The 24,988-nt window shown below is 51.5% G+C and carries 21 protein-coding genes; 13 read left to right on the top strand and 8 right to left on the bottom strand.

Features of this window, described 5'->3' with window-relative positions:
* Window positions 1-89 precede the first annotated feature (89 nt).
* Window positions 90-1,487 (bottom strand): DUF1254 domain-containing protein, encoded by a 1,398-nt coding sequence (locus AYJ59_RS10780; RefSeq protein WP_127120086.1) that lies wholly within the window; start codon window positions 1,485-1,487, stop codon window positions 90-92.
* A 284-nt stretch (window positions 1,488-1,771) separates the two neighbouring features.
* On the opposite strand from AYJ59_RS10780, the gene AYJ59_RS10775 reads away from it, so the two are divergent.
* From AYJ59_RS10775 to AYJ59_RS10755, 5 genes are all read left to right on the top strand, one after another.
* A complete protein-coding gene (locus tag AYJ59_RS10775) occupies window positions 1,772-2,761 on the top strand; it encodes a patatin-like phospholipase family protein (protein ID WP_237260327.1) in 990 nt (329 codons plus the stop codon).
* On the top strand, window positions 2,758-3,759 hold the full coding sequence (locus tag AYJ59_RS10770) for a phospholipase A (RefSeq protein ID WP_127120085.1): 1,002 nt from the start codon (window positions 2,758-2,760) through the stop codon (window positions 3,757-3,759). Before AYJ59_RS10775 ends, AYJ59_RS10770 begins: the two co-directional genes overlap by 4 nt.
* Before the next feature lie 120 nt (window positions 3,760-3,879).
* Entirely contained in the window at window positions 3,880-4,806 is a 927-nt protein-coding gene (locus AYJ59_RS10765; protein WP_127120084.1) for a hypothetical protein, read from the top strand.
* A 17-nt stretch (window positions 4,807-4,823) separates the two neighbouring features.
* On the top strand, window positions 4,824-5,216 hold the full coding sequence (locus tag AYJ59_RS10760; RefSeq protein WP_127120083.1) for a hypothetical protein: 393 nt from the start codon (window positions 4,824-4,826) through the stop codon (window positions 5,214-5,216).
* A gap of 137 nt (window positions 5,217-5,353) precedes the next feature.
* Complete coding sequence (locus AYJ59_RS10755) at window positions 5,354-5,962, top strand: rhodanese-like domain-containing protein (RefSeq protein ID WP_127120082.1); 609 nt, start codon at window positions 5,354-5,356, stop codon at window positions 5,960-5,962.
* Between the two features lie 88 nt (window positions 5,963-6,050).
* On the opposite strand, the gene AYJ59_RS10750 is transcribed toward AYJ59_RS10755, so the two are convergent.
* Window positions 6,051-7,250 carry a hypothetical protein gene (locus tag AYJ59_RS10750; RefSeq protein ID WP_127120081.1) on the bottom strand — a complete coding sequence of 400 codons (1,200 nt, stop codon included), beginning with the start codon at window positions 7,248-7,250 and terminating at the stop codon, window positions 6,051-6,053.
* Between the two features lie 343 nt (window positions 7,251-7,593).
* On the opposite strand from AYJ59_RS10750, the gene rpsT reads away from it, so the two are divergent.
* From rpsT to lspA, 5 genes are all read left to right on the top strand, one after another.
* Complete coding sequence (rpsT, locus tag AYJ59_RS10745; protein ID WP_029939778.1) at window positions 7,594-7,857, top strand: 30S ribosomal protein S20; 264 nt, start codon at window positions 7,594-7,596, stop codon at window positions 7,855-7,857.
* Between the two features lie 207 nt (window positions 7,858-8,064).
* Entirely contained in the window at window positions 8,065-9,600 is a 1,536-nt protein-coding gene (gene murJ, locus AYJ59_RS10740) for a murein biosynthesis integral membrane protein MurJ (protein WP_127120080.1), read from the top strand.
* A 137-nt stretch (window positions 9,601-9,737) separates the two neighbouring features.
* The gene (ribF, locus tag AYJ59_RS10735; protein WP_127120079.1) at window positions 9,738-10,694 is read left to right on the top strand and encodes a bifunctional riboflavin kinase/FAD synthetase; all 957 of its coding nucleotides are present in this window, start codon (window positions 9,738-9,740) and stop codon (window positions 10,692-10,694) included.
* A gap of 49 nt (window positions 10,695-10,743) precedes the next feature.
* Window positions 10,744-13,575 (top strand): isoleucine--tRNA ligase, encoded by a 2,832-nt coding sequence (ileS, locus tag AYJ59_RS10730; RefSeq protein ID WP_127120078.1) that lies wholly within the window; start codon window positions 10,744-10,746, stop codon window positions 13,573-13,575.
* A gap of 42 nt (window positions 13,576-13,617) precedes the next feature.
* Window positions 13,618-14,142, top strand: a complete 525-nt coding sequence (gene lspA / locus AYJ59_RS10725; protein ID WP_127120077.1) for a signal peptidase II — start codon at window positions 13,618-13,620, stop codon at window positions 14,140-14,142.
* A 127-nt stretch (window positions 14,143-14,269) separates the two neighbouring features.
* On the opposite strand, the gene AYJ59_RS13165 is transcribed toward lspA, so the two are convergent.
* Both AYJ59_RS13165 and AYJ59_RS10715 read right to left on the bottom strand, forming a co-directional pair.
* Entirely contained in the window at window positions 14,270-14,320 is a 51-nt protein-coding gene (locus tag AYJ59_RS13165) for a hypothetical protein (RefSeq protein WP_443080234.1), read from the bottom strand.
* Window positions 14,321-14,445: 125 nt separating this feature from the next.
* On the bottom strand, window positions 14,446-15,669 hold the full coding sequence (locus AYJ59_RS10715) for a lytic murein transglycosylase (protein WP_029939783.1): 1,224 nt from the start codon (window positions 15,667-15,669) through the stop codon (window positions 14,446-14,448).
* Window positions 15,670-15,807: 138 nt separating this feature from the next.
* Here AYJ59_RS10715 and rlmKL point away from each other — a divergent pair, with 138 nt between their 5' ends.
* Window positions 15,808-18,024: a bifunctional 23S rRNA (guanine(2069)-N(7))-methyltransferase RlmK/23S rRNA (guanine(2445)-N(2))-methyltransferase RlmL gene (gene rlmKL / locus AYJ59_RS10710; RefSeq protein ID WP_029939784.1), complete on the top strand. Its 2,217-nt coding sequence runs from the start codon at window positions 15,808-15,810 to the stop codon at window positions 18,022-18,024.
* 140 nt (window positions 18,025-18,164) lie between these two features.
* A complete protein-coding gene (gene hemN / locus AYJ59_RS10705) occupies window positions 18,165-19,547 on the top strand; it encodes an oxygen-independent coproporphyrinogen III oxidase (protein ID WP_029939785.1) in 1,383 nt (460 codons plus the stop codon).
* 46 nt (window positions 19,548-19,593) lie between these two features.
* Here the strand turns inward: hemN and AYJ59_RS10700 are convergent, their stop codons facing one another.
* The 4 genes from AYJ59_RS10700 to AYJ59_RS10685 form a co-directional block, all read right to left on the bottom strand.
* Window positions 19,594-20,418 carry an HDOD domain-containing protein gene (locus AYJ59_RS10700; RefSeq protein ID WP_029939786.1) on the bottom strand — a complete coding sequence of 275 codons (825 nt, stop codon included), beginning with the start codon at window positions 20,416-20,418 and terminating at the stop codon, window positions 19,594-19,596.
* Between the two features lie 15 nt (window positions 20,419-20,433).
* Entirely contained in the window at window positions 20,434-21,786 is a 1,353-nt protein-coding gene (locus AYJ59_RS10695; RefSeq protein WP_029939787.1) for a 3-deoxy-D-manno-octulosonic acid transferase, read from the bottom strand.
* A 12-nt stretch (window positions 21,787-21,798) separates the two neighbouring features.
* Window positions 21,799-22,734: a KpsF/GutQ family sugar-phosphate isomerase gene (locus AYJ59_RS10690; RefSeq protein WP_029939788.1), complete on the bottom strand. Its 936-nt coding sequence runs from the start codon at window positions 22,732-22,734 to the stop codon at window positions 21,799-21,801.
* Between the two features lie 76 nt (window positions 22,735-22,810).
* A complete protein-coding gene (locus AYJ59_RS10685) occupies window positions 22,811-23,470 on the bottom strand; it encodes an acyloxyacyl hydrolase (protein WP_029939789.1) in 660 nt (219 codons plus the stop codon).
* A gap of 78 nt (window positions 23,471-23,548) precedes the next feature.
* Here AYJ59_RS10685 and hldE point away from each other — a divergent pair, with 78 nt between their 5' ends.
* Window positions 23,549-24,970, top strand: a complete 1,422-nt coding sequence (gene hldE / locus AYJ59_RS10680; RefSeq protein WP_029939790.1) for a bifunctional D-glycero-beta-D-manno-heptose-7-phosphate kinase/D-glycero-beta-D-manno-heptose 1-phosphate adenylyltransferase HldE — start codon at window positions 23,549-23,551, stop codon at window positions 24,968-24,970.
* The last annotated feature ends 18 nt before the right edge of the window (window positions 24,971-24,988 follow it).

The raw sequence follows: 24,988 nt of genomic DNA, 5'->3' as shown, positions 1-24,988 counted from the left end.
CAAAGCTCACGGTTTTTGACTTGATATGAAACACGACTGGCATGCAGAGGCAGAGGTGTTTCATTGGCATGGAATCGTCAATTCAGCGATTATTGGACCGGCTGGACGCCGGGCGGTGTCCAGCCGCCGTTTAACGCTTTGGCTTTTGGCCAGTAAAGACGCATTCCTAAGCTGAAAGCCCCTTTGGCTGGCGTCGGTAACCAGTTGGACTCTTTGTCTTTGCCTGGCGAAGTACGCTGAATGTAGAGGTCAAGTGATCCGTCTGCGTTGAATTTGAGTTTGTCCCGGTCACCGATGGCATAACGGTGGATTGGGTTGGCGGCGAACAGTTGGCGTTCGTTATACATGGTCAAAGACCAGAATGCATTGACCGGCGGGATGCTGTCTTTGTCGAAATGCAAGATGTAACGCTTGGCACTGTCCAGCGGTTTGCCGTCTTGGTCGACGTAAGTGGTCGGGTAAATTGCGTCCTGTGGAACGTTGGCGCCATAGCCGCCATAAGCGACGCCCGCACGATGTAGGTAGTCGGTGCCGTAAGTTCCGATGGCCGTCATGTTGGTGCGCCAGCCGTTGGCGTAGTCGCCGGCGCTTTTCCAGGCGGCTTTGATTTGTTTCAAAGCCGTTTTAGGCGCGGCGTTCAGTGCTTGTTGTACGATTTTCGGCGCCTGGTCGAATGCGAAAGATTCACCCGGCACGATGCCGATTTGCTTCATGCGGTCAATCATCGGGTAGTCGTTGGCGTGAGGCGGGTTGGCTTTCATCATTTCCGCGAAACGCGTGAAAAAGGTTTTTGCATCCATTTTATCCAGTTGATCGGGTGGCGCACTCATATCCTGGTTCGGATTGACGTGGCCTTTTGGCGGAGTATAGGGCTTGCCATAGGCGCTCAGAGGAACGGCTTTCATACCGTTTTGGAAGGCGCGTACGGCTTTGTAGTCGGCTTTACCATTTGTCTGCGTGCGTCCAATCAGTAATCCTCTGCCGGTTGGGCTGCGGTATTCATGCACACCCTCGGGAAGCTGTCCTTGCCAGTTTGGGCCGACAATGGCAAAGGTCAGTGCATCGTCCCCTGTCGTACGACTTCCCGGCACGGTGAAGACGTCGCTCCACATATCCAGAAATTGCAATAAATAGTAACGGCCGTTGGAAGCGGGGATGCTGATCACAATCGGCTCTTTAGTGACATCATATCCCATGGTGGTGTAGAGGGTGTCGGCGTTGGGACGAACCACGATGGTCCAGCTGGCATCCGGAAAAACATTCATGTGGCCGAACTGGTTGATCGGTGCGCTGGTCCCGGTCGGTTTGGTGACATTTTGACCGATATCTTGAGTGATGCCGGATAAAACCAGCGGATAACCGTAGATATAAGTTTCAATCGCGATGGCATTGGCTTCTTCGGCGGTCAGTTTTTGTGAAGCATAGGTGGCTGAAAACGAACTCAGTAGCAAGCTTACAAAAGCGACTTTCATTAATGTTTGTTTCATATAACGTTCCTTTTGACAGGTGGGTATGAACAGCGTGTTGCGGCCTTTTATTTAACATTGTTTTTAATAAGTATAAATAATAATTGTTTGTAAGTAAGGGTAAAAATTATTTATAGGCGAAGGTTTGGCCGAAAGACCAAAAATACCCAGGCCTGACCGGTGTATTAATTCTTTGTCACCTCTGGCTGATAGAGCGCAAGAATGCAGTTCTAAAAGGGCATGAATGGCTTTTCAAAAAGAGGGGAATCGGGTAGAGTTAAGCAAGTTGTTTTGCCGAGTTTTAAATGCACTCGGGGCAACGTCAATCCGAACAATTGCAAGCGCTTGAGGAAAAACCACCGATGCCGACCAAGAGGCCGCTAAAAACAACGCAAGGAAAACGTATTTCACTGGTATTGGGCAGTGGCGGAGCCAGGGGCCTAGCACATATTGGCGTTATCCGCTGGCTGGAAGAACAGGGCTATGACATTTGTTCGGTTTCCGGGTGTTCGATGGGGGCGTTGGTTGGCGGCGCTTACGCCGCCGGAAAACTGGACGAAGTGGAAGAGTGGTTCTGCAATATCCGTAAGGTCGATATTGTCGGGCTGTTGGATATTTCCTGGCAAAAAAGCGGTTTGGTCAAAGGCGATAAAATCATGAACGCCTTGATTGAGCTGGTCGGCGACCAGATGATTGAAGATTTACCGATTGCCTATACTGCGGTGGCGACCGACATTGTTCGCCAAAAAGAGGTTTGGTTGCAATCCGGCCGTTTGTTCGATGCGATTCGCGCGTCGATTTCGTTGCCGATGTTCTTCACGCCGTTTCGCTATAACGGCGTGGACTTGATCGACGGCGGCGTTCTGAATCCGGTGCCGATTGCTCCGGCGTTCAGTGACCATTCCGACCGGATTATCGCGGTGAGTTTGAGCGGTGAACCGCAAGGGCACGATAAGGTGGAAACGCTGGACGATCTGCAGGCCGAAAAAACGGCTTCCGAGAAGAGAGAAGACGATGAAAGCATTTACGATAAGGTCGGCGAATGGTTGCAACCGTTTCTGAACGGCGGAGCGGAAGAGAATGCCTCGAACTTAACCGTGTATGAAGTGGCGGATTTGGCGTTTGACTCGATGCAAAACTCCATTGCCCGCCAAAAATTGGCCGCTTATCCGCCGGATCTACTTCTGGAGGTGGCCAGTGATGCTTGCGGTTCCATGGAGTTTGACCGGGCGCGGGAGATGATTGACTTGGGCTATCGCGTTGCGTCGGAAAAAATGCCGGAGCACTTTAAATGACACCGCAGCCGAGGCGGTTTGTCCGTTGGCTCTTAGCCGTCGCCGCTTTTGCTGTTTTTGGCCAGGCCTGGTCAAAATCCGATGATGGTGAATACGACGCCACCTGTATTCAAATCGCCATTGAAGAACAAGCCCCGGACACGACCATTGAAGATATTCGTAATCAGTGTCGCAAGTCGTCCGGTCTGGATTCGAAAAGTGCTTTGGATCAACGGGTCGAAGCCGAAAAACGCAATCAGTACAACCAATTCACCTTGCAGTTGTATCGCGCCAATTATATTTTGTTCGGTTCCTATGACTTCGCCGGCATTAATGAAAAGCCCTATCAGGGTGACAGCTCTCTGGACGGTGAGTCTTTCGAACCTTACGAGGTGAAGTTTCAAATCAGTTTAAAAGTGCCATTGGCCAATGATTTATTGGGCTTGGGCGACCATTTGTTTGTGGGGTACACCAACCGCTCTTTCTGGCAAGCTTATACTCATAATATTTCCGCGCCGTTTCGAGAAACCAACCATGAACCGGAAGTCTGGATGAGTTTTGATATGGACTGGGATGTGTTCGGGGTGCGTAATCGAATGATCGATGTCGGTTTATCGCATCAGTCGAACGGTCAGTCCGGCCAGTTGTCACGGTCTTGGAATCGGGCTTATCTACGCTTTATTTTTGAAACGGAAAACTCGGCGTTTATCGTCAAGCCTTGGGTGCGCTTGCCGGAAAACCGAGGTGAGGATGATAACCCTGATATCACCCATTATATGGGCAATGTCGAGTTCATGGGGGTGACGCAATACGGGCAAAGCCAGTTCAGTTTCATGCTACGCGACAACTTTGATTTTCAGGATAATAAAGGTGCGTTCGAACTGGGCTACAGTTACCCGATTCATCGCAACCTCAACCTGTATGTGCAGTGGTTTTACGGTTACGGCGAAAGCTTGATCGATTACAACTATCGGAACAATACACTGAGCATCGGGTTTCAACTGGGGCGTTGGCTATAAAATCGGCTTAGTCGGCGGTTGAAAAAATCGGCTTGCGTTAGCGTATAAAACCGATTAAAAATACACTATAAAACAATTTTTCAGGGGTAGGGTGTGGCCTATTGGTTTGAAAAAAACGATATGCGGCGGTTCCGCCGTGTGGATATTCCGGCGCGTTTATTGATTGTTCCCAGTCGGCCGACTCGAACCGGTGATATCTTTACCTACGGCATCGATTATTTCCCGCCGTCGGTGCAAAAGCGTCTTCAACACGCTCAAAGCAAAATGCATTACTGGATTAACCACATTCAGGAACAGCAGGATATTCTGGCGCCGGTGTTTGCCGAGTTTGAGCGTTACAGCCGTTATTTCGGCGGCTGGGTGGAATCGGTTTCTCAGCAGGCGCGCAGTCCGCGCACCGAGGTAGCGAGTTGGCTGGAGTTTCACGCCTATGGGAAAGGGGTTCAGGACTTGGAAGAACTGAAAGCCCATGCGCCCAAAACCTTTCAATATTTCGACTTGCTGAATCAAAAAATGCAAGCCTACTACCGTCACTTCAGCTCGTGCCTTGAGAAGTCCGATGCCAGCCAGTTTCAGATGCCGGAACCGCTGGAGAGTTATTTTGAAATCGACGGCCTGGCGAAAAACTTTGCCGCTTCGGTCAATCACGATCAAAAAGTACCGTTGGTTCAAGCGCTGTATTATCTGTATTTATACACCTCTTATTATTTCCGGGCTTACGATGAAATGTTGAACGATTTCTTTCCGCCGGCCAGCCCGAAAGCTTGGCGGCAAAAGGAAATCAACCTCAGCGCCGGTGGCTTGTCAGTGTTGTTGGATAAGCGTTATCCGGCCAACAGTCGGTGCGCTATCCATTTGTTTTTTCCGGACACCGGCCAACGACTGGATTTCGAGGCTTCTTTTGTGCGCAGTTTCACCGCATCGCATACTCATAAAGAAACCAACGCGTTTAATTTCAATTTTCCCGACGGCCACAGTCAGAAAGTGGTGGTGTTTGAAATCGAGCGTTATGAAATTCGTAGCAGTATGGCCGTGGCGGCGTTTTAACCCAGGAGACACAATCGGTGGCCAGTTTAAGTCAGGAAGTCGAACCCAGTTACATGAATGCCTTGCCGTTTTCGCTGCGGCCGGTGGCCATTGAACTCTATAACTACCATTTGCTGAAAACGGTCATGGAAGTCCGGCTCGGAAAGCGGCCAAATGATTTGTCAGAGCGGTTCGATTTAAGTGACGGGCAATGGCAAGAGGTGTGTGATGCGGTCATTGTTACCAAATTGACCCAATTGACGCTCTCCTCGCAGTTGACGCCGAAGTGCGCGCATTATTTGCAGCAATTGCTGAAACAAACGCTGGGGATGTCGGAGCGAAGCCTTGACGACGTTTATCAGTCTGTCCATGCGCAAGCGCCCGCTTTGGGGCAATGGATTCGGCGCTTGCAAAAACTCTCCAGTCGTTAATTGTCAAAACCGCCAGGCCTGGCGGTTATTGTTATAAAAATAATTTATGTTTTTCTTAAAGTAATAAATATAAGCAAATGCTTATTTTTATGCTTTAATCATCGGGTGAATTGAAACATTTTTAAAAGGAACCCGATATGAAACAGTTTGCTTTATCGATGATGGCTTCGGCGGTAATGATGGCGTATGGCACCACGGCGAGTACGGCGCCGGAACCGAAAGATCCGAAACGTCATACGCCGCAAGGCTTGTATGTGGATGCGAAAGAAACGCAGGAGATGATGAAAAAAGATTCGAACGTGATTCTGGTCGATGTCCGCACCCCGGAAGAGTGGCAGTTTGTCGGTTACACCAAAGCGGCGCAAATTATGTTGCCGGCGGTGATGTTCGATTATTCCAAAATGGATACCAAGCAAAACAAACCGCGTTATATGCCGGCACCGAATTCCAAGTGGATTTCACAGTTTGAAGAAAAAATCGTCGATTTGGGCGCGGATGAAGACAATACGTACGTCATTATGTGCCGTTCCGGGGCGACGCGTGCCGCACCGGTCGCCAAAATGCTGGATCAATACGGTTATGAAAAGGTTTACATTATGACTGACGGCTTTGAAGGCGGTAAGCTGAAAGACGGTGAGAAGAAAGGCTTCCGTTTGAAAAACGGCTGGAAAAACTCGGGTGCGGAATGGACCTACAAGATCGACCCGGATAAAGTCTACTTCAAGACCTACGGTGTGGCGTATTAAGACATCATTAAGACCGATTTAAAGCACCCTGTTGAGCAGGGTGCTGGGTGGAAAAACCGAATTCGTATCTCGGTTAAGATTAGCGGCCTCAGGTCGCTTTTTTTGTTTCTGGCGTTGCAGATGGTTTCAGCCAATCGGCAACATTCACTTGCCAGATTTGTTGGAATCCTTTAATCAGCAGATACATGAACAGCAATGGCAACAACAGGGTTTTCAGCAGATACAACATCATTAGGTTGAGCAGGTTTTCCACCGACGCTTCCAGCTGGGCTTGAATTTTGAAGATATCGACCTCGCCGATGGAAGCGGTGAAGGACGACAAACCTCGATTGATGGAATCCAGCATCGAATCCGATTGGCCCACCAAACGACGTTCATAACGCGCGATGCGCTCGTCAATTGTCATCAAGCTTTCTTGCAAGGCGGTGAGCGCATTTTCTTCTTGGGACATTTGCGCCTCTAACGCTTGCAAGGTCTCTTTCGCCTCACTTAATGCTTTGTCCTGTTTAAAGACATTGAAACGCTCCCAAAGCGGAAGTTGTTGTCGAAGGTGTTCAACGCGTTCCGCCTGTTCTGAAACCTGCGTTTGCAGAGACGTTAATTGGTTTTGCCGACTCTGGATACGAGCGACCAGTGTAGGGCGTTCTTGTTGCAATTGTGCCAAAGCCTGTTGCATGGCTTGCGGGGTTTGAGGCATCTGGTTGAGTTCGTCCAGGTCGCTGGCGAGGTGCTCGACTTTCTGTTGATTGGCTTGGATATTCGGTTCGATAAAAGTGTGGTCGACGGCCAGGTTCAGTAACAACATCACGGATAAGCACAGCCGGAGGAAAATCGCCAATAAAAACAGTTTGCTGAAAATGGCCAGGCCTGGTCGGTTTGGGCGAAACAAAGCGATGATGAGGCCGATGCCGAATACGGATAAAATGATATTGAACAGATTGGACGAAACGATGGTCAGCAGAATCTTTTGAATGGCGATGGAGCCGATGGCAAAGGTCAGTAACTCCGAAAAGCGTTCGATTAAATCGTTCAAGGGGTCCAGTAGTTCACCCACCGAAATCGAAGCCACTCCAATGCTGATGGTGGAAGTCGAGAACATGGAGATCACCGCATTCAGCGAACGGCTGACTCCGTAACTCGCTAAAGCGTTCAGCAGAGAGCCTTTTAGATAGTCGTAAGTGTAATGGTCCAAGGTGCCAAGCCAGGCAAGCGCCAATAAGCCGGCGACGAGCAGTGCCGTGAACAGGCGGCGGTTGAATGGAACGGATGAGCGCGTTGGAGTCGTCATGCGGTTTCTCCGGGCATGGGGTTGTTAAAAAGGCGGACATGCTTTAAAAGCAGTATAGAGATTCATCGGTTTTTCTCAACCCGAATTTTGGGTGTGGTACAGATGGGCGCACGGCCGCAAAGTGGGCGATTGATGGTCGTGGGAACGGCTGTCCTGCTGCGGTTTAAACCTTAAAAAATTATGCGATAAGTATTTGACATCAATGGAAAGTTTATGGATAATTCCGCAATCCTTTCAAACATTTAGATGCTTAACGAAAGATTTAGCCCTTTCCGAAAAGTGTCGATGGTCGATGCGTATCGATGTAAACGATTGAAAATACAAAATTTTTTGGAGTAAATAAATGGCAAATTCAGCACAAGCAACTAAGCGCGCTCGCCAAGCCGAGAAGCATCGAATTCATAACGCGAGCATGCGCTCTGAAATGCGTACCAAAGTCAAAAAAGTTTTGGCGGCGGTTGAAGCGGGTGATAAAGAAGCCGCGAACGCAGCTTTCCGTGTCGCTCAGTCCAGCTTGGACGGTATGGCGCGTAAAGGCATCATCGAGAAAAACAAAGCGGCCCGTAACAAAAGCCGTTTGAACGCTCGCATCAAAGCGATGGCGTAATTTGACCGAATCGAAACCGATTCTGTTAAGTTGAAAAAAACCGGGTTATCCCCGGTTTTTTTATGTCTGCAATTTGGTTTTTCACCGAAAGGCTGGCTTTCTCGATAAATTCCACAAAAAAACTTCTGTGTAAACGGGTTCCCCGTTACAATGAATTTCATCGATTTTTCCAAAATTCCATTCAATCTTAAGTGACTAGATTTTGCCTTGAAGCGTTTGATTAAAGCTACGGCCACTGTCGGTGGCATGACCATGATTTCCCGTGTGCTCGGTTTTGTACGAGACATGGTGATTGCACGCTATTTCGGGGCGTCCACCGGTGCGGATGCGTTTTTCGTCGCGTTTAAAATCCCCAATTTTTTCCGACGGCTGTTTGCCGAAGGCGCCTTTTCACAGGCATTTGTGCCGGTGTTGGCCGGAGTGAAGGAGCGGGAAGGAAAGGCGGCGGTCAAAGCGTTGGTGGATGCGATTCTGTTCCGGCTGGGCGGCATATTGCTGCTGCTGACAGCGTTCGGTGTGTTTGGTTCCGGCTTATGGATGATGGTCTTCGCGCCGGGCTTTATCGACGATCCGGTCAAGTTTCAACTGGCCTCGGACATGCTGTCCATCACCTTTCCGTATCTGCTGCTGATTTCTCTGGTGGCGTTTTCATCCGCCATTATGAATACCTATAACCAGTTCGCGGTGCCGGCGTTTACGCCGGTGTTTCTGAACCTGACGCTGATTTCGTTCGCCATTTGGGTGTCGCCGATGCTGGAAGTGCCGGTCATGGCGTTGGCCTGGGGGGTCTTGGTCGCCGGCGTATTGCAGTTGCTGTTTCATGTCCCTTTTTTGAAGAGTTTGGGGCTGTTACCGGTGCCGTCGGCGCAGAAAAATGACGGCGTCGGCGAGGTCAAGCGCTTGATGATTCCGGCGTTGTTCGGGGTGTCGGTCGCGCAAATCAATCTGCTGGTGGATACGGTTTTGGCGTCGTTTTTGGTGACGGGCTCGGTGTCCTGGTTGTATTATTCGGATCGCTTGATGGAATTTCCGCTGGGTGTTTTCGGTGTCGCCTTGGCGACGGTCGTATTGCCGGGCTTGTCGAAAAAGGCCGCCAATGAAAACTGGAACGGTTACCGTCAGGACATCGATACGGCGTTGCGCTTGGTGTTGGTCATCGGGTTGCCGGCGACATTGGGCTTGCTGCTGCTGGCGCAACCGCTGATTATTAGCCTGTTTCACTATGGCGCCTTCACTGAACGGGATGTCACCATGTCGGGCTTGAGTCTGATGGCGTATTCCTTCGGGCTGCTGGGCTTTATCTTGGTGAAGATATTGGCACCGGCGTTTTATGCGCGTAAGGAAATGAAAACACCGGTCAAAGTCGCCGTGGTGGCGCTGGTGACGAATGTGGTTTTGAATTTGGCATTGATCGGGCCTTTTGCGCATGTGGGCTTGGCAGCGGCGACCAGTGCCTCGGCATTTGTGAATGCCGGTTTGCTGTACATTTTGCTGCGTAAGCAGGACAAGTTCGCGCCGTTATCCGACTGGGGTAAGTTGTGGATGCAGGTCTTGCTGGGCAATGTGGTGCTGGTGGCGTTTTTACTGTGGATGTCGCCCGCGCCGGCGGAGTGGTTGGCGTTTGATGCCTGGCACCGTCTTGCCTGGTTGAGTGGTTTGGTGCTGGGTGCCATCGCTTTGTACGGTGTGGCGCTGTTGCTGCTTGGCGTGCGTCCGGCGGGTTGGTTGCAGTCGAAACCTTGAAAACGCCCAGGCCTGGCGGTTTCGATGACACGCACTTTAAACGATGATTTTTTCGAAAAGCCAAACGATTTTGCGCGGTCTCAAATCCCGGAATACGTTATAATCTATCGCTTATTTCAAGCAATGAAATCAAACAGATGCACTTGATACGGGGTTTACACAATTTGGATTCGGTTCGAGACGCGTTCCGTCAGGGCTGTGTGTTGACCATCGGCAATTTCGACGGCGTGCATCTCGGGCATCGAGCCATTTTGCAGCAGGTTCAGGACCTGGCGGCCGACAATGGTTTGCCGTCGGTGGTGATGGTGTTCGAACCGTTACCGATCGAATATTTTGCGCCGCAATCCGCGCCGGTGCGTTTGATGAATTTGCGTGAAAAACTGGCGGCGTTTCAGGACACCGAGGTGGATTATGTTTTGGTGTGCCGTTTTGATGAAGCCTTTGCCAACTGGACGGCCGACGATTTTGTTCAGAACCTGTTGAAAGAGCGCTTGAATGTGCGCCATCTGGTGATAGGTGACGATTTTCGTTTTGGATGTCAGCGCCGCGGCAATTTCGAATTTTTGATGGCGCGCGGTGCGGAATTGGGCTTTGACGTTACCGATGTGGCGACATTTGAAGTGGACGGAGAGCGTGTGAGCAGCACCCGGGTGCGTCAGGCGTTGGCAGATCATGATTTACCGTTGGCCGGGCGGCTGTTGGGCGACGATTTCCGCTTTCAGGGCCGGGTGATTCATGGTCAAAAGCTGGGCCGTAAAATCGGATTTCGAACCTTGAACCTGAACCCGAAACGCATCCAGATGCCGTTGGAAGGGGTCTATGCGGTCAAGGTCAGTGGTTTGGACGAAGTGGATTGGCCGGGGGTGGCGAATATCGGTGTCCGGCCCACCGTCAACGGACAACGCCCTTCCATTGAAGTGCACTTGTTCGATTGGCAGAAAGACGTTTACGGCGCGCACATCGGCGTTAAAATAGAGCGTTTCATTCGTTCTGAAATGAAATTTGATTCGCTTGAAGCCCTGACGGATCAGATTCGGCAGGATGTGCAGGTGGCGCGGCGAATGCACGGCTTGGAAGACGGCACGGCGGATTGACACAGCCGCCGTGATGGAATTTTTAAAAATCTAAACTGAAGTTATCGACATGACAAAAGATTACAAACCGACATTAAACTTACCCGAAACCGACTTTCCGATGCGCGGCAACTTGCCGAATCGGGAACCGAAGCAGGTCGAGCGTTGGATGCAGGCGAACCTGTATCGTAAAGTGCGTGAAGCCATGGCGGGGCGTCCGAAGTTTATTTTGCATGACGGGCCTCCGTATGCGAACGGTAACATTCACATTGGCCATACGGTCAATAAGGTGCTGAAGGATATGATTGTCAAATCCAAAGGGTTCTGTGGGTTTGATGCGCCTTATGTACCGGGCTGGGATTGCCACGGTTTGCCGATTGAATTGAATGTCGAGAAGAAAAAAGGCAAAGTCGGCCAGAAAATCGGCGCCACCGAATTCCGCCAGGCCTGCCGCGATTACGCCCAAAAGCAAGTGGATGCGCAAATGGAGGGCTTTAAACGTCTTGGAGTCGTGGCGGATTGGGAACACCCGTATTTGACCAAGGATTATCGTTTTGAAGCCAATGAGATTCGCGCTCTGGCGAAAATCGTCGAAAACGGCCATTTGATAAAAGGCACCAAGCCGGTTTACTGGAGTGTCGGCGGGCATTCCGCTTTGGCGGAAGCCGAGGTGGAGTATGAAGACAAGCGTTCTCATGCCATCGATGTGCGTTTCAAAGTCTTGGATGAAGCCGCGTTTTTCGAACGTTGTCATCATGTGGAAGCGCAGTTAGGCGAAGGGCCTTTGTCGGTGGTGATTTGGACCACGACGCCTTGGACCTTGCCGGCCAACCAGGCGGTTTCAATCAACCCGGAGTTGGAATACGCCGTGGTGCAGGTTGACGGCGAGAACGGGCCGGAGCGTCTGTTCCTGGCCGAGGCGCTTTTAAAAGACAGCATGGACAAATGGGGCTTCGAAAACTATCGCGTCATCGCTTATGGCCGTGGCGATCAGTTTGAATTGATTCGTCTGCAACATCCATTTTACGACCGCATTGTCCCGCTGATTTTGGGCGATCATGTCACTACCGATGCCGGGACTGGCTGTGTTCACACGGCGCCGGGTCACGGTCAGGAAGACTACGCGGTCGGTTTGAAATACGATTTGGAAGTGGATTGTCCGGTGGACGGTCGCGGTAATTATGTGGCGGGCACGCCGTTGTTCGAAGGCGAGAACGTCCTCAAAGCCGACGACCATGTGATCGAGGTGTTGCAAGAACATCAGGCCTTGGTCCATCACGAAGCGATTGTGCACAGTTATCCGCACTGCTGGCGAACCAAAACGCCGTTGATTTTCCGTGCCACCCCGCAATGGTTCATCAGCATGACGGAAGGCAATCTGCGCCAACAAGCCATGGACGCCATCCAGAAAGTGGAATGGGTGCCGGATTGGGGGAAAGCTCGTATCGAAGGCATGGTTGATGGCCGTCCGGACTGGTGTATTTCCCGTCAGCGTTTCTGGGGCGTGCCGATTCCGATTTTCATTCATAAAGCCACCGGTACCATGCATCCGAATACTGTCGAAATGATGGAAAAAGTGGCGCAGATGGTGGAAGAAAAATCCATCGATGCCTGGTATGACCTGGAACCGGAAGAGTTACTGGGCGCGGAAGCGGACGATTATGAAAAAGTCACCGACATTCTGGACGTCTGGTTCGATTCGGGGATTTCACATTTCGCTGTGCTGGAGCAGCGTGATGAATTGACGACACCGGCGGATTTGTATCTGGAAGGGTCCGACCAACATCGTGGCTGGTTCCAATCTTCATTGTTGACGTCCTTGGCAATCCGCGGCGAAGCGCCGTATAAGCAGGTGCTGACGCACGGCTTTACCGTCGATAAAGACGGCAAGAAAATGTCGAAGTCCAAAGGCAATGTGGTCGCGCCGCAGGACATCGCCAATAAGTTCGGGGCCGATATTTTGCGTTTGTGGATTGCAGCCGCCGATTACCGTTATGAAATGACGGTGTCCGACGAAATCATTCAGCGTACGGCAGATGCTTATCGTCGTATTCGCAATACCTCGCGCTTCTTGCTAGCGAATATCAACGGCTTCGACCCGAAAACCGATGCCGTGACGTATGACGAGATGTTACCGCTGGATCAGTGGGCCGTCGGTCAGGCCGCACAAATTCAACAGGAAGTGGAAGCGGCCTATGAGTCCTATCATTTCCATACCATTTATCAAGCGGTGACGCACTTCTGTTCGGTCGAACTGGGCGCGTTTTATCTGGATGTCATTAAAGACCGTCAGTACACCTGTAAGGCGGAGAGTTTGCCGCGACGTTCCGCGCAAACGGCCTTGTATCACATCGTGGAAGCCTTGACGCGTTGGATTGCACCGATTTTGAGTTTCACCGCCGAGGAAATTTGGCAGTCGTTACCGGGTGACCGTTCCGACACCATCTTTACCGAACAGTGGTACAACGGCTTGACGGCATTGGACGAAACGCAGCCGATGAATTCAGCCTATTGGGCGCGGATGATGGAGGTGCGTTCGGCGGTCGCCAAGCAATTGGAACAGTTGCGAAATGACGGTGTGGTGAAAGGCTCTTTGACCGCCGAAGTGACGCTGTATGCCGACGGCGATCTGTTCGAGCAGATTCAAGCCTTGCAGGACGAGTTGCGTTTTGTGTTGATTACCTCTTACGCCACTGTGAAACCGGCGTCGGAAAAAACCGATACCGCGATCACTACCGATGTGGATGGTTTGTGGGTGGATGCCGGAGCGGTGGATAAACCGAAATGCGGTCGCTGCTGGCATCATCGTGACGATGTCGGGTCGCACAGTGAAGACGAGGATTTGTGTCAACGTTGTATCGATAATGTCTATGGTGAAGGGGAGCAACGTCAGTTTGCTTAAAATCGGCCAGGCCTGGTCGGTTTCACCATTCGACGTATCGTTATGACACATTTCACTTCTCTTTCCCAAACGGCGCTGAAAACGCTGTGGCTGGCCGCGTTGTTGCTGGTGCTGGATCAGTTGACGAAATACTGGGCCAACACCGGTTTGACACTGGGCGAGCCGGTGGCGATTTTGCCGCATTTGAACTTTACACTGGTCTACAATTATGGCGCGGCCTTCAGTTTTCTGGCGGATATGGGCGGCTGGCAACGCTGGCTGTTCACTGGATTGGCGCTGGGGGTCAGCGGCGCTCTGCTTTTCTGGTTATCCAAGCTGCCGAAGGTGTGGAGTACGGAAACCGTTGGCATCAATCTGATTCTGAGCGGTGCCATCGGTAACGTCATTGACCGGATTCTGTTCGGTCGGGTGACCGACTTTGTCGACTTCTATATTGGTTCCTGGCATTACGCCACTTTTAATGTGGCCGATATGGCGATTAATATCGGGGCGGGATTATTGATTCTGTCCGAATTTTGGTTAAAGCCGAGACGTGAAAAGCGCGCCGTGCAACGCGACGAATCTTAAGCCTTTCCTCTTTCAATTCTTTTCCAAGCCTTTTGGTGATGTCAGTCTGACGTCTTCGGTGACGATTGGGTTTGCTGCGCCTGTTGCTTGGCTTTTTCGGATTTTTCCAATTGATTGGCGAATTTGGTCAGGCGGCTTTGCAGCTTCCAGAATAAGTAGGCCGGTTGTTCGCACACATCGGGTTTGGGTGTTTTGAGCATGTCCGCTGACCTGTCTAACGGTTTGAAATGTCATTTAAAGACCATTATAGTCGATTGCGAATGATCACAATCGGCCTGTTAAAGGTGTTGATGACTGTATCGACTAACGAACGGTTTTCTGTAAGATTTTCAGCATGCGATAGGACGGGTAGCCGTCGGCCGGCAAACCGTTTTGCAGTTGGAAAGCGCGCAGAGCGCTGCGGGTTTTGCTGCCGGCGATGCCGTCGATTTTACCGATGTCTTCACCGGCCAGGGCCAGGCGTTCTTGCAATTCTTTGATTTGGTCGCGGGTGAGCGATTTGTCGTCTTTCGGAGCGGTTTTACTCAATGGCGGGCGCCCGACGATGCGATCCGCCAGATGACCGACGGCGAGGGCGTAACTGTCGGAACGGTTCCAGCGCTTGATGACGTCGAAGTTATCGAAGACCAAAAACGCCGGGCCGCGATAGTCGTACGGTAAGAGCAGGGCGGCTTTCATGTCGGCCTCCGGTAACGGGCGACCGTCCGCCAGTTTTAAACCGAGTTGGCGCCAGTCATCCAGGGAGCGTTTAGTCCGCCCGTCGGCTAAGGCCAGGTCGAAGTTTTCCGGAAGTGTCACTTCCCGTCCCCAGTTTTCTTCACGTTGCCATCCCAATTCATTCAGGAAGTTCCCCATTGAGAAGAACACGTCCGGCAGGCTGTTCCAAAGGTCGCGTTTGCCGGAGTTGTCGGCATCCACTGCATATCTTAGATAGTTGCTGGGCATGAATTGGCATTGTCCCATGGCGCCGGCCCAAGAGCCTTTCATTTGGGCCGGGTCAATATGACCTTGGTCGATAATGCGTAAAGCGGCCATGAGTTCTTTCTGAAAAAATTCGGAGCGACGTGGGTCGTACGATAGTGTGGCGAGGGATTCGATAATCGGGGTGTTGCCGGTGTAACCGCCGAAATTGGTTTCCATGCCCCAGAAGGCAATTAGAAAACGCCCTGGAACACCATATTCGCGCGTGACTTCCTGCAGTTGGGGTTTGTACTTCTCATACAGTTTTTGACCGGTTTCAATGCGCCAGTCGGTGACGGCACGGTTGAAGTATTGCCAGAAGGTGCGGGTGAATTCCGGTTGACGGCGATCCAATTCCAGGACGCGTTCATTCAAATGCACATTTTTGAACGCTTTGTTCAGGGTCTGCTGGGAAATGCCGTCCTGACGGGCCTGTTTTTTGAAGCCTTTTAGCCAGGCCTGGAAATCGGCTTCGGATTGTGGCGGAGGATCATAGGCCATGGCCGGCGATTGTGCCAGCAGGAAGGATACGAAAACCGTGAAAAAAAGTCGTGTGATGAATGTCATAAAAAATTATAAGCCGGTGTTCAAATGTGCATTTTTGTATATAAGTGCGTTCTAATAATGTCGCCACAGGGAGGCCATTTTACTAAAGTGGCTTGTCGTAATGCAGTAAAATAACGTTTTTGTCGATAGGTAATTTCAATGTGTCGTTTTTTTGCAACGTCTCCACCGGGCTTGAACGAACTGCTTCGTGAAGAGTTGACCGGTTTCGGAGCGGAAAATATCAAAATCCAGCCAACGGGCGCGACCTTTGAAGGGCCTTTGGATGTTGGGTATCGAACCTGCCTTTGGTCACGTTTGGCGAACCGGGTCTATTATGTGTTGCTGGAAACCGAGGTGCCGAATCAGGAAGCCTTGAGCGGCCTGGTAGCGTCCATAGACTGGATTCAGCATGTGGCGCAGGACGGGACTTTTGCGGTGTCCTTCACCGGGAAAGGGCTGGGCATCGAACACAGCCATTATGGTGCGCTGAAAATCAAAGACGGCATCGTCGATTATTTCCGTGAGCGCTACCAAACACGTCCGTCGGTGGATGCGACCACACCGGACATTCGCGTACACGGTCACGTCAATCGCAATCATTTGACGCTGAGCCTGGATTTGACCGGCTACAGCTTGCACCAACGCGGTTATCGCGAAGGCACGCAGGTGACGGCACCCTTGAAAGAAAATGTCGCGGCGGCGATTTTGATGCGGGCGAATTGGCCGGAAATCGCCAAACGCGGTGGTTCGCTGTATGACCCCATGTGCGGTTCCGGTACCTTTCTGATCGAAGCGGCGATGATGGCCTCTGATACGGCGCCAGGCCTGGCTAAATCCGGTGAAATGTTGCTGAACTATTGGCGTGGTCATGACGAAGTCCTGTGGGAAAATTTGCTCGAGGAAGCTGAACAACGCGAAACCGAAGGCTTGCGTCAGTTGCCGATGATTTACGGTTCCGACATTTCGCATAAATCGTTGGACATTGCCCGCGAAGCGATTCAAGCGGCCGGTTATGATGACGTGATTGAAATCAAGCAAATGAGCGTTGAGCAAGGACGAAAATGGGGCGATTGGCCGACCGGCTTGATTGTGACCAATCCGCCGTATGGGGAACGCCTGAGCGATGAAGAATCGGTCAAACAGATTTACATGCAACTGGGCGAATATCTGAAATCGGAATTCAAAGATTGGAAAGCGGCGGTGCTGACCTGTAATACCGAGTTGGGCATGTATCTGGGCATTAAAGCAAAACGTTCGCACGATTTTTACAACGGTGCCATGGCGTGTCGTTTGTTCCGTTTTGATTTGGATGAAAGCTTATTCCGCCAACCGGCCTTGCAGGTCAAGTCGGATTTGGTGTCTCAAGTCCGCCGCTTGCAACCGGAATTGGCAGAGTCCGATAACGCACGCATGGTGGCCAATCGCATCCACAAGAATATGAAAGGGCTGAAAAGCTGGGTGAAGCAGCAGGACATTCGAGCCTATCGTGTTTACGATGCTGACATCCCGGAATACGCCCTGGCGATTGATTTGTACGATACGCTGGAAAGCGGTTTGTGGGTGGTGGTGGCTGAATACGCGCCGCCGAAAACCGTTAACCCGACCAAGGCGAAGCGCCGCTTGTATGAAGCCTTGTCGGTGTTGCCGGTGGTGTTCGATGTGGCGGCGGAACGCATTATTTTCAAAGTGCGCAGTCAGCAAAAAGGCCAGGATCAGTACGAAAAAATGGACGAGCAAAAAGCCTTTTTCACCGTGTTGGAAAACCAAACCAAAATCCGCGTCAACTTCACCGATTATTTGGACACCGGTTTGTTTCTGGACCACCGGGACGTGCGCCGAGAAGTGGCGAAGCTGGCCAGCGGCAAACGTCTGTTGAACTTGTTCTGTTACACTGCCAGTGCCACGGCGGAAGCCGTCAAAGCCGGTTGTAAAAGCAGTTTGAGTTTGGATATGTCGAAAACCTATTTGTATTGGGCCAAGCACAATTTCATGTGCAACGATATCGATGAACGTCAGCACCGTTTGCAGCAGGAAAACGTATTGGAATGGTTGGATAAGGAAACCGATGGTTCGTCTAAAACGCCGTCCGAGACCTTTGATGTGATTTTCCTGGATCCGCCGTCGTTTTCGACCTCCAAGCGCATGGAAGGCACCTTGGACATTCAGCGTGATCATGTGGATTTAATCCGTAAAACCTTGACGCTGTTGGCACCGGGCGGGCATTTGGTGTTCTCGAACAATCTGCGTAAGTTCAAACTGGATCAAGCGGCGTTTGCCGACGATTGGGCCATTGAAAACATCACCCAGCGTACCTTGCCGAAAGACTTTGCCCGTAATCCAAAAATCCACCAGGCCTGGGTGTTTTCGGCGAAATGAAGGTTCTCTAGAACAAAAGCTTGATTTACATTAAGTCTGGTGAGCGTCGTCGGGCGCGCGACCCTTTTTTTGTTAGAATGCCGCGGTACCGTCCTTGATGATGGCGGCCGCCCGTAACGATAATGCCATAGGAACCCCGCATGGAACAGAGTATTCGATTCGACGAAGATTTGATTAAGCGTTATAACCAGTCCGGACCGAGGTACACCTCGTATCCGACGGCGGTGCAGTTTGACGAATCGTTCGGCATTCCCGAATATCAGGCCGCGGCCGAGCGCAGTAATGCGTCGGATCGTAATTTATCGTTGTATTTTCATATTCCGTTTTGCGATACGGTGTGTTTTTTCTGTGCCTGCAACAAGGTTTGGACGCGGGACCGCAGCAAAACCACGCCTTACCTAGACCGCTTGTATCGTGAAATCGAAATGCAATCCAAGCTGTTCGACCCGAGCCGTAAAGTGGACCAGCTGCACTGGGGCGGCGGTACGCCGACCTTCATCAATATGGATGAAATGCGCGAGCTGATGACGGTGACGCGCCAGCACTTTAATCTTCATGATGACGATTCCGGCGAATATTCGATTGAAATCGACCCGCGTGAAGCGAATAAAGAATCCGTCAAGTTATTGCGTGACCTGGGCTTTAACCGTATGAGCCTTGGCGTGCAGGATTTCGACCCGAAAGTGCAGAAGGCGGTGAATCGTATTCAGACCGAAGCCCAAACCTTTGAAGTGTTGGAAGGTGCGCGGGAAGCCGGGTTTATGTCGGTGAACGTGGACTTGATTTACGGTTTGCCGCATCAGACCGAAGCCGGGTTTATGGCGACTCTGGACAAGGTCTTGGCGGTAGAGCCGGATCGTTTCTCGGTCTTCAATTACGCCCATATGCCGAGCATGTTCCCGACTCAGAAAAAAATGAACGAAGCCGATATGCCGTCGCCGGATGAAAAACTGGCGATTTTGCATGCCACCACAAATCGACTGCTGGAGGCCGGTTATGTCTATATCGGTATGGATCATTTCGCCAAGCCGGACGACGAGTTGGCGGTGGCGCAACGGAACGAAACCCTATACCGGAATTTCCAAGGCTATTCCACGCATGCCGAATGCGATTTGGTTGGCATGGGCGCGACGTCGATTTCGTTGATTAATAACACCTATGCGCAGAACTACAAGTCGTTAAACGACTATTATGCGGCGATCGATGCGGGGCACTTGGCGGTGTTCCGTGGCGTGACTTTGACCGAAGACGATGAATTGAGACGGGATGTGATTACCCGTTTGATCAGCCACTTCCATTTGAATTTTGCCAAGGTCGAGCAGCAGTGGGGCATTGTCTTTAACGAATATTTCGAACAAGCGCTGCCGAGGTTGGCACCGATGGTGGAAGATGGTTTGATCGAGTTGACGGAAACGGATTTATACGTCACCGCCGCCGGACGCTTGCTGATTCGCAATATCTGTATGGTGTTTGACGCTTACTTGAAGCCGGGCACCCAAAATCGCTTTTCCAAAGTGATTTGAGTTTTGATTTAAGTCGTCCAGTTCTTTTGGAACGACTTGAATTACGTTAAGGGTGTACCTGACGGCGAATCTGGTTGACGTCGTCTTCAGTCAGCCCCAATACTTGAATAGTGTCTTCGTACAGAACCGGTAATTCGGTTTCGAGAATATTCTTTTTGTTTTCCAGCGCCAAGACGTGCGCCAATTCCAGCATGGCCGTCAGTTGGCGAATGTCTTTATCCTTGATGCGCTTCAGGTCGTCTTCATGGTGCAGCAAAATCGCTTTGCAGACTTCATCTTTCAAGCCCCAATCTTTGGTCATGACATAGCCCACTGCACTGTGCGTGGTGCCGAAACGGGCGTATTCGTCCTGGTGGACTTGGTAATGATTCATCAAACTGGCCACAAAGGTTTCCGGGTGCAGTTTGTCGAGCTCGGCGAATAGGAAAGTGCCGATGTCGTGCACCAATCCAAACATATAAGCTTCGGCCGTATTCAGCAAATTCAGTTTTTTGGTCAGTTGTACCAGAATATCGGCAATGACGATGCTGTGATAGGACAGGCCTTGCACTGGGCTGGCGTCGAGCATTTTCTGAATTTGCACACAGAAGACATAGTGTTTGATGTTTTTCAGGCCGAGAAAGTCGATGGCGGCGTCGATGGATTGGATGCTTTTCGGTTGCGGTTTCTTCTGGCTGAGTTTGTTGGCCAGCGCCACCAAGTCACCTGCTAGTGTCGGGCTGGTGGAAACCAGTTCCTTGATTTTCGACGGGTTGGGAAATTCGTATAAATCGAGTAGTTTGCGCAATTCCATGACTTCCCGTGGGATGGTCACCACCGGGTAGTTGGCGAGGAGTTGGCGGGCAACATCAACCTGATCTTTCAATGACATATGCAACCTGATTCGTTATTTTTCTGTTGTTGTCTGGGATGGATTTGGCGCTAAAAAGGGTTTGATGGCGTCCATAAAACGTGGCAAGGCACCGGATTGCTTTTTGAAGCAGTTATAAGCGCGCTCCGCGTACGCCTGGCGCTGTTCCGGGTTTTGCGCAAACAGTACCAGTTGTTCGCCGAGCTGAATGTCGTCGTCGGCGATGGAGACCGCATTGTCGTCCTTGAAGGTATCGTAAAGCGCTTGCAAATTCATGTGGTATTGGCCGGATAAAACCGGTTTGCCCAACGCGGCCGGTTCCAGAATGTTATGGCCGCCGAACGGCACCAGGCTACCGCCGATGAAGGCGACGTCGCCGACTTGGAACCAAAGCATCAATTCACCGATGGTGTCGGCCAGATAAACCTGTGTATCGGCGATGACCGTCTCGCCACGGGAACGCACCGCAACCTTGAGGTCGGATTGTTCGAGAAGCTTCGCGACCTCGGTAAAGCGGTCGGTGTGTCGCGGCACCAAAATCAATAACGCGTCCGGCGTGGATTTCAATAAAGCCCGGTGGGCATTCAGCATGAGAGCTTCTTCGGAAGTCGAACTGTCTTTCACCGGACCATGGGTGCTGGCAGCGACCCAAATGAACCGTTTGTCGGAGTGGGCGTCTTTTCGCCAGGCCTGGGCATTTTCGGCTAAATCGGCCGGAATGTGGATGTCGGATTTCAGATTGCCGAGTTGTTGAATGCGATCCCGGTGGACACCGAGTGCGATTAAGTGGTCGGTGTCGGCAGTGAACTGGCTGGCAATCAATTGTGTTTGGTTCAGTGCGTTGGCAATCAGGCGCGCGCCCCATTTGCGGTAGGCTTGAAAGGATTTTTCCTTGATGCGCGCATTCGCCAGGATCAGCGGAATCTGGTGGTCATGGCAGGCCTGGTATAAATTCGGCCAGATTTCGGTTTCCACCATAATCACCAGTTTGGGGGCGATTTTATCCAGGAAGCGCTGTACGGCGCCAGGGTAGTCGTAGGGAATCATTTGATGTTGAATCGGTATCGGGGCGAAGCGAAGCGCTTGTTGTGCGCCTTGCGTTGAACCGCTGGTCAAGGTGATGGGCGTGTCCGGATACTGGGCTTTCAGCTCGGTGAGCAATGGAAAGATGGAGCGGGTTTCGCCGACGGAGACGGCGTGGATCCAGATACCGCCTTTTTGGAACGGTTGATTGTTCCAGCCGAATCGAGCACGGAAGCATTGTGGGATAGGCGCATAATCGTTTTCCTGACGAGCTTGCCTGTCGGCTTTCCGGCAGCGTTTCCACCCGGAGTAGGCGATCAGCGGAAACGCCAGGAATAACAAAAATCGGTAGAGCCAAAGTCCCATCGTCTGTAACCGTTATCGGTTCAGGTCGTAAATTTGAATGACGCCGACGATGCGATCATGATCCGAGACCAGCAAGGAGGTGATTTTTTGTTGGGTCATCATCTCTTCGGCATCGGATAGGCGAGCTTCGGCATCGATGGTTTTCGGTTGGCGTTTCATGATGTCGCCCGCGGTTTTCTGCAAGAAGGTATCGGTGTTTTCTTCCATTTGACGACGTAAATCGCCATCCGTGATGATGCCTTCGCCATTGTTGACGATACACAGCCCGAGGCGACCATCGGTCATGGTGTGAATGACTTCTTTCATGGTCGCTTCCGCGCCGATGAACGGCAGGTTTTCCGATTTCATTTCATGTTTGACGCGGGTCAAGAGTTTGCGCCCCAGGCTGCCGCCTGGGTGGAAGCGAGCAAAATCCTGCGGTTGGAAGTCGCGCGCTTCCATCAGGGCGACGGCCAGCGCATCGCCCATCACCAGCGTGGCGGTGGTGGACGAGGTCGGCGCCAGTTGGTGTGGACAGGCTTCCTGCGGCACTGCAATGTTCAAATGGAACTCGGAGTTTTTCGCTAGGGTCGATTCCGGGCGTCCGGTCATGGAGATGATGATGTTACCGTTGTCTTTCAGAAACGGAATCAGTTTGATGACTTCTTCGGTTTCGCCGGAGTTGGAAATCGCCAGGAAAACGTCTTTCGGTGAGACCATGCCCAAATCGCCATGGAAGGCTTCGCCCGGGTGCATGAAAAAACACGGGGTGCCGGTGCTGGCCAGGGTGGCCATGATTTTTTTGCCGATGAGGCCGGATTTGCCCATGCCGCAAATCACCAGACGCCCCTGTGTTTTGAGAATGGCGTCGACGCTTTGGGCAAAGTTGTCGTCCAGCAATTGTTTCAAGTGGGTGATGGCTTCGGCTTCAATGTCGAAAACCCGTTTTGCAATGTCAATAGCGCTCATGTCTTTCCCTTACGGATGTGTTCGATGGGCTGAGGGTGCTCAGCCAGAATCATATTAAAGCAAATGCTTAACGTGATTAAAACTTATAGGCAATGTGTAAATTGTGAAAATCCGTGCCCGGGTTCGGTGTTTCGATATTGGCGTTGGAGATGTGCAGATAGCGATAACCGATTTCAAACTGGTCGCTTTGCACCCCCAGGCCGAAAATGCTGCCGAACTGGAATTGGGTGGATTTGAATTCGTTTTCGATGGTGACGTCCGACAGGTATTGCGGGCCGCCGCCGAGTTCCAAGTAGGGTTTGATCTGGCCGGTTTTCCAAATGTAATGAAACACCGGGGTCAAGCCGACAATATAACCGCTTTTATTGTCGGCGTCCTTGTCGGTGGAGTACCAGTAGTTCGCATTGATTTCCCAGCGTCCGCCGATCCGAAAATGCTCGTTTTCGAATAACGGTTTTTGCCAGTCGGCCCCGAAGGCGAAGCGATTGTTTTGGATGGTGTTGTCGGCACCGACATCGACACTCAGTGATAATTTGTCGGTATTCAAACTTGGATCAAAAGAACAAGGGGCCTGTCCTTCGTAACAGGCATAGCCGAACGAACCGATGGCTCCGATGATGGTGAGGTTCATTAATAAGTCGTTGGAGCTGTCGGCGTGTGCTTTAGGGGTTGTGATGGAAAATAATACCGTGAAGGCGATGAAAATTGACCGCAAAGTCGGGTTAAAAACGAACATTAAAATGGAATCCTGTTAGACTTATGTCAGAGTTTTAAATCATAATAAATACTTTCGATATTTTAATCTAATCAATCCATGAAAATGCACGATTTTTCCAAAACCAAAATTTTAGTCGTCGGTGATGTCATGTTGGACCAGTATTGGTCCGGTCGCGCAGGCCGTATTTCCCCTGAAGCGCCGGTGCCGGTGGTGAAAGTCGCGGACGAAGATGTTCGGGCCGGCGGCGCGGCCAATGTCGCATTGAATATTGCCGATTTGGGCGCTCAGGTACAACTGATGGGAATTGTCGGGCGCGACAGTTTTGGCGAGCAACTTTCTCAAGTGTTGAAAGACGCCGATGTCGTTTCCGATTGGGTGTATTCCGAAGCGGGCACCATATGTAAATTGCGTGTGTTGAGCCATCATCAGCAATTGATTCGGATGGATTTCGAAAACGCCGTGCCGGAAAAAGATGCGCAGGCATTGGCTGACTTGGTGGCCTCTCAAGTGGCGGCGTTCGATGTGGTGGTGATTTCCGATTACGCCAAAGGTGCCTTGCAGTATGTCGAGAAGATGATTGAGGCGGCCAAACGGCAGGACGTACCGGTGTTAATCGACCCGAAAGGCGATGATTTCACCCGTTACAGTGGCGCGACGCTGGTAAAACCGAATCAAGGCGAATTCGAATTGATTGTCGGCGCCTGCCCGACCGAGCAGGATGTGGTGGAACGCGGCGAAAAACTGATTCGTGACATTGATATCGATGCCTTGTTGGTGACGCGCAGTGAACATGGCATGGCATTGGTGGAACAGGGTGCGAAACCGACTTTGCTGAAATCGCAGGCGCAGGAAGTGTTTGACGTCACCGGCGCCGGCGATACGGTGATTGCGACCTTGGCCACTGCGTTCGGCAGTGGCATGTCCTTACCGGATTCGGTGCGGTTGGCGAATGAGGCGGCCAGTATTGTGGTGCGTAAAGTCGGCACGTCTACGGTGACACGGGTCGAGCTGGAAGAGCAGGTGTATGCTTCGCAACGTCATCAGGCGTATATGTCGATGTCGGAAGACGAGGTGGAAGCCTTGATTCGCTTGGCGCAGGAAAAAGGCGAGAAGGTGGTGTTCACCAACGGCTGTTTCGATTTGCTCCACAGTGGGCACGTGCGTTATTTGAACGAGGCGGCGAAAACCGGCGACCGTCTGGTGGTGGCGGTCAACTCCGATGAATCGGTGAAGCTGTTGAAAGGCGACAGTCGCCCGATCGTTCCGTTGGAAGGGCGAATGGAATTGTTGTCGGCTTTGAGTTGCGTCGATTGGGTGGTGCCTTTCGGAGAGGAAACACCGGAGCGTTTGATTTGTAAATTGAAGCCGGATGTGCTGGTGAAAGGCGGCGATTACAAGCCGGACGAAATCGCCGGCGCACAGTGTGTGTGGGAGAATGGTGGCGAAGTCGCCGTTCTCTCGTTTTGGGACGGGTATTCCACCACCAATATGGTGGACAAAATCCAAGCGCAAGAATGAAAAGTGGAAAAAACGTGT

This window comes from Thiomicrospira sp. S5 (assembly GCF_003991075.1).
Classification (GTDB): domain Bacteria; phylum Pseudomonadota; class Gammaproteobacteria; order Thiomicrospirales; family Thiomicrospiraceae; genus Hydrogenovibrio; species Hydrogenovibrio thermophilus.
This window is presented reverse-complemented; position numbering and strand designations above follow the sequence as displayed.